The following is a 4,324-nucleotide window of genomic DNA, read 5'->3' as shown; positions in this document are numbered from 1 at the left end:
GCCCTCGACCGCCGCGATCACGGGCTTTTCGAGCAGCATCCGTGTCGGCCCCATCGGGCCGGGGCCGTCGGGGTCGTAGCGGGTCTGGCCGACCGCGCCGAGGTCGAAGCCCGCGCAGAACTGCCCGCCGCTGCCGGTGAGGATCGCGACGCTCGCGCTGTCGTCGTCGGCGAAGGCGGCGAAGGCACTGCGCAGCGCATCGGCGGTCGCGGGATCGACGGCGTTGCGCTTCGCCGGACGGTCGATCGTGACGATGAAAACGGGGCCGTCGCGGCCCACCAGCACGGACATGTCTGCCTCTCCCCCGGGGTCGTGGACGCAGCATGGCGCGGTGGGGGGTTGAAAGCCAGCCCCCGCATCCCTACATAAGAGTCATGCGGGCCGGGCCCCTCTGGCGTCGGCGGGATTTTTCCCGCCACGTGATGTCGGACCGCATCGGGTGACACCGATGCTTGGGCCTACCTCCCCCCCTATCTTGGGTCTTGGCGTCGGCGTCACCTGTCTTTTTGAGCTTGCTCGATCAGGAGGCCCCACATGCGCAATACCACGCGTTTCTACCGACTTTCACTGCTGTACCGGCAGCTCGACGATGCCCTGCGCCGCGAAGCGCGCGGGCGCGGCGGCGATGCCTTTCGCTTGCTGCGGCTGAAAGCTGCGAAGCTCGCGGTCAAGCGCCGCCTGTCGGCGCAGATGCAGCCCGCGCTCGCGCGCTGACCAACCAACATAAATGATCGCGCGCGCTGCTCCCTGTGAGCGGCGCGCTCGGCCTGTTCAGGGAAAAGACAATGGAATTTCTATACGCCGACTGGCTGGGCACCCCGGCCTGGTTCTGGCTGGCCTTTATCGGGCTGGTCGTCGTCCTCACCGCCTTCGACCTTGGGGTGCTCAACAAGGAGAATAAGGAGATGGGGATAGGCGAGAGCCTGAAGCTCTCGGCCTTCTACATCAGTATCGCGCTCGCGTTCGGCGCCTGGGTCTGGATCGCCAAGGGCGGCGAGGCGGGGCTGCAATATTATACCGGCTTCTTCATCGAGAAGGCGCTGTCGATCGACAATATCTTCGTCATCTCGCTGATCTTCACGACCTTCGCGATCCCGCCGAAATATCAGTATCGCGCGCTTTTGTGGGGCATCGTCGCGGTGATCGTCCTGCGCGGCATCATGATCGCGGGCGGCGCGGCGCTGGTCACCGAATATGGCTGGGTGCTGTATATCTTCGCCGCTTTCCTGATCTTCACCGGCGTGAAGATGCTCTTCGCGAGCGACACGCCGATGGACGTGAAGGGCAATCCGGTGGTGAAATGGCTGTCGCGGCACATCCCGCTGACGCACGAGCTGCATGGCGAGAAATTCTTCGTGAAGCAGCCCGACGGCAAGACCGGCAAGCTGGTGACGGCGGCGACGCCGCTGTTCCTCGCGCTGGTCGTGATCAACCTTGCCGACCTGGTGTTCGCGGTCGACAGCGTGCCGGCGATCTTTGCGATCACGACCGACACCTTCATCGTCTATACGTCGAACATCATGGCGATCCTCGGCCTGCGCGCGCTCTATTTTGCGCTGTCGGCGATGGTCCACCGCTTCCATTACCTGAAATATGCGCTCGCACTGGTGCTGGTGTTCATCGGGTCGAAGATCTTCGTCGCCGATTTCATCCTCGGCGGCGACAAGTTCCCGCCGCTGGTGAGCCTGGGGGTGACCGTCGCGCTGATCGCAGGCGGTATCATCTGGTCGCTGGTCAAGACCAAGGACCAGCCGATGGTGATCGAGAAATAAGGAGGAAGAGGGCGGGCCGCGAGGTCCGCCCTTTTTCGCCCAACCTTTTTTTGGTCAGACCGCGAGCAGCAGCGTGTCGTCCTCGTGCGGCGCGGCGGCCTCGAACGAAGGCAAGGGCTCGAATTCCGCGTCCTGCAGTTCGGTCGCGGCGAGGCCGTCGAGCTTGTAATGGCCGAGCTTCCAGTCCTCGGGCGAGCGCCAGTTCTTGCTGAGGTTGAGCGCGCTGACGAACAGGTCGCCGCGACGTTCGAACATCTGGTGCGGCGCGAGCTGCATCATATTGCCATTATATTGCGCGGTGACCATGCGGCGACGCGCGATGGCTTCCATCAGTTTGAGGCGGGTATCGTCCATCAACGGGCGACCGGGGGAGAGAGCGGATTTTTGTTGTGCATCGCACCATAATGCACGCGAATTGTGACGGTTCAAGGTCCGATCGACAAAAAAATTGATGAATCGTCCGAATTGATAGCGATATCAGGACGGCGCTTTCATCGCCGCCAATATCGCCTCGGCAGCGAGGCGGCCGGTCTGCGCGCCGCCGTTCATATAACCGGGAAAGGCGTCGGACAGATGCTCGCCGGCAAAGACGATCGGACCGACGACGGCCTGCTGGCTCGTCTTGCCATCCTCCTCGAGCCAGAAATGCGGCGCGAAGCGGGTGAGCTGGCCGGGCTTGAAGGTCGAATAGGCGCCGCGCGAAAAAGGATCCTTGACCCAGGCGGTGCGGCGCATGCTGGTGGCCTTGAGGCCGGGCACCGCGGGGGCAACGGCGTCTTCTGCGCGGCGCAGCGTGGTTTCGGGCGCCGCGGATTGCAGTTCGTCGACCTGGTCGCCGCCGAAGAACCAGGTAAGCACCCCGGCCGGACCCGGCTGGCCCGAACTCGCGTCCCAGAATTCGGAAAAGACGCCGGGGCCCTTGGTGTCGACCGCCCAGGCGGCGCCGGCGGGACCGGTCCTGTCCTCCCACACGCGCGTCGCATAGCCGGCGTTGATCTTGTCGTTGCGGCCGCTGTCGATCTCGGCGACCAGCGCGGCCCACTCCTTGGGCAGCAGTCCGCCATAGTCGATCGTGCGCATCAGCGGCGCGGGGACGGTGACGATGACGCGGTCGACGCGATCGGCCTTGCCATTGGCGAATTTGAGGTCGAGCGCGTCGCCCGACTTCGCGATCGATGCGAGCGCGTGCCCGGTCGAGATTTTGGCCATCAGCGGTTCGGAGAGCGCCTTGACGACGCTCGACGAGCCGCCGGTGAGGATGAACCGCTCGTCGCTCAGCGAAATGAGCTCGGCCTGCTTGCCGTCGACGACGGGCAGGTTGAAGAGCAGTTCGATCGCCGAAGCGTCGCCGGGTTCGGCGCCGAATTCGGTGCGGATCGTCGCGTCGAGCAGCGCGCGGACGTGCGGTTTCATCAGCGCGGCATATTGGTCGAGATAGGCGGTGACCGAAATGGCGTCGAGTTTCGGGGCCACAGTGTCGTAATCGGCGTCGAGCGCGGCGGCATCCTTGGCGATCTGCGCCGCGATGGCGCGCAAGTCGTCGATCAGTTCGGCATCGCCGAGCAGGCGGCCGTCGGCGACATAGCGGCTGTGCGCCGCCATCGGCTTGCGGTCGATCAGCGGGGTGGCGAAGCGCTTCGCGAGCGCGAGCATGTCCGCATGGTCGGTGTTGATGAGGTTGCCGCCATCCTCGATATTGAATCCCCGAAAGAAATCCGTGGTCAGCACGCGCCCGCCGAGCCGCCCGCGCGCCTCGTAGAGCTGCGCCTCGACCCCGGCGGTGGTGAGCGCGTCGAGCGCGACGAGGCCCGCGAGGCCGCCGCCGATGATCGCAACGCGGCCGACCGGCTTGTCGGACGATGGTGCAAAGCAGCCGGCGAGTGGCAGCGCCGCAGTCGCGCCGAGCGCGGCGAGGACGCGGCGGCGCGTGATGCCGTCGGGCAGGGCGATCGGCGGCTCGGCGCCGTCATCGGCCAGATTGGCGCGTCGGGCGGCATTGAGCAGCCCCCACAATGGTCCGGAACCCCGCATCGGTCACCTCCCCGTTTGTTTGCCCGGCGCGAAGCTAGCATGTTTCGCGGGAGGTGCGAAGCAAAGCTGCCTTGGGGCGGGGCGCGGTCCGAAGCTAGCGCCGCCCGATGCGGTAATCGATACGGATGCGGACCCAGGCGCCGACCATCGACTTGCCGCCGACGCGCGGCGGGCGGACGCGGAACTGCCACGCGGCGGCGAGGATCGCGCGGTTGAGCTGCGACCCGTTCGGATATTCGTCGATCCCGACGCAATCCTCGACGCGGAAATCGGCGACGGTGCGGCAAGCGATCAGCCCCCAGCCGGGGCCGGCGGCGGTCGACAGGAAGCCGCGCAATTCGTCGTCGCTCGGTTCGCGATACCAGGCGGCGGCATAGAGCGGCTCGCCGTTGGGTGCAGTGCCGACGCGTTCGGTGTCGCGGCCCATGGGCGAGCCGCCCTTGTTCGGCGGGCCATAGGTCTGCCCGCTGGGGCCGCGCACCCCGATCGGCGGCGCGGTCGGCGACGGCACCCACTGGGCG

The 4,324-nt window shown here is 66.2% G+C and carries 5 protein-coding genes and 1 pseudogene; 2 read left to right on the top strand and 4 right to left on the bottom strand.

Features of this window, described 5'->3' with window-relative positions; translation table 11 throughout:
* Window positions 1-291 (bottom strand): enoyl-CoA hydratase-related protein (locus B1A78_RS20645; protein WP_179102117.1); only part of this gene is annotated, 291 nt, incomplete at its 3' end.
* A 243-nt stretch (window positions 292-534) separates the two neighbouring features.
* On the opposite strand from B1A78_RS20645, the gene B1A78_RS20640 reads away from it, so the two are divergent.
* Window positions 535-714 carry a DUF465 domain-containing protein gene (locus tag B1A78_RS20640; protein ID WP_077148745.1) on the top strand — a complete coding sequence of 60 codons (180 nt, stop codon included), beginning with the start codon at window positions 535-537 and terminating at the stop codon, window positions 712-714.
* Between the two features lie 71 nt (window positions 715-785).
* On the top strand, window positions 786-1,772 hold the full coding sequence (locus B1A78_RS20635) for a TerC family protein (protein WP_077148746.1): 987 nt from the start codon (window positions 786-788) through the stop codon (window positions 1,770-1,772).
* A 54-nt stretch (window positions 1,773-1,826) separates the two neighbouring features.
* On the opposite strand, the gene B1A78_RS20630 is transcribed toward B1A78_RS20635, so the two are convergent.
* The 3 genes and pseudogenes from B1A78_RS20630 to B1A78_RS20620 form a co-directional block, all read right to left on the bottom strand.
* A complete protein-coding gene (locus B1A78_RS20630; RefSeq protein ID WP_077148744.1) occupies window positions 1,827-2,126 on the bottom strand; it encodes a hypothetical protein in 300 nt (99 codons plus the stop codon).
* A gap of 123 nt (window positions 2,127-2,249) precedes the next feature.
* Window positions 2,250-3,803 carry an NAD(P)/FAD-dependent oxidoreductase gene (locus B1A78_RS20625; protein ID WP_077148743.1) on the bottom strand — a complete coding sequence of 518 codons (1,554 nt, stop codon included), beginning with the start codon at window positions 3,801-3,803 and terminating at the stop codon, window positions 2,250-2,252.
* A gap of 94 nt (window positions 3,804-3,897) precedes the next feature.
* Window positions 3,898-4,324, bottom strand: a pseudogene (locus B1A78_RS20620) (hypothetical protein); the annotation flags it as partial.

It is taken from the genome of Sphingopyxis sp. KK2 (assembly GCF_001990265.1).
In the GTDB taxonomy this organism is placed as follows: domain Bacteria; phylum Pseudomonadota; class Alphaproteobacteria; order Sphingomonadales; family Sphingomonadaceae; genus Sphingopyxis.
The sequence above is the reverse complement of the archived record's forward strand: the minus strand, read 5'-3'. Positions and strand labels throughout refer to the sequence as shown.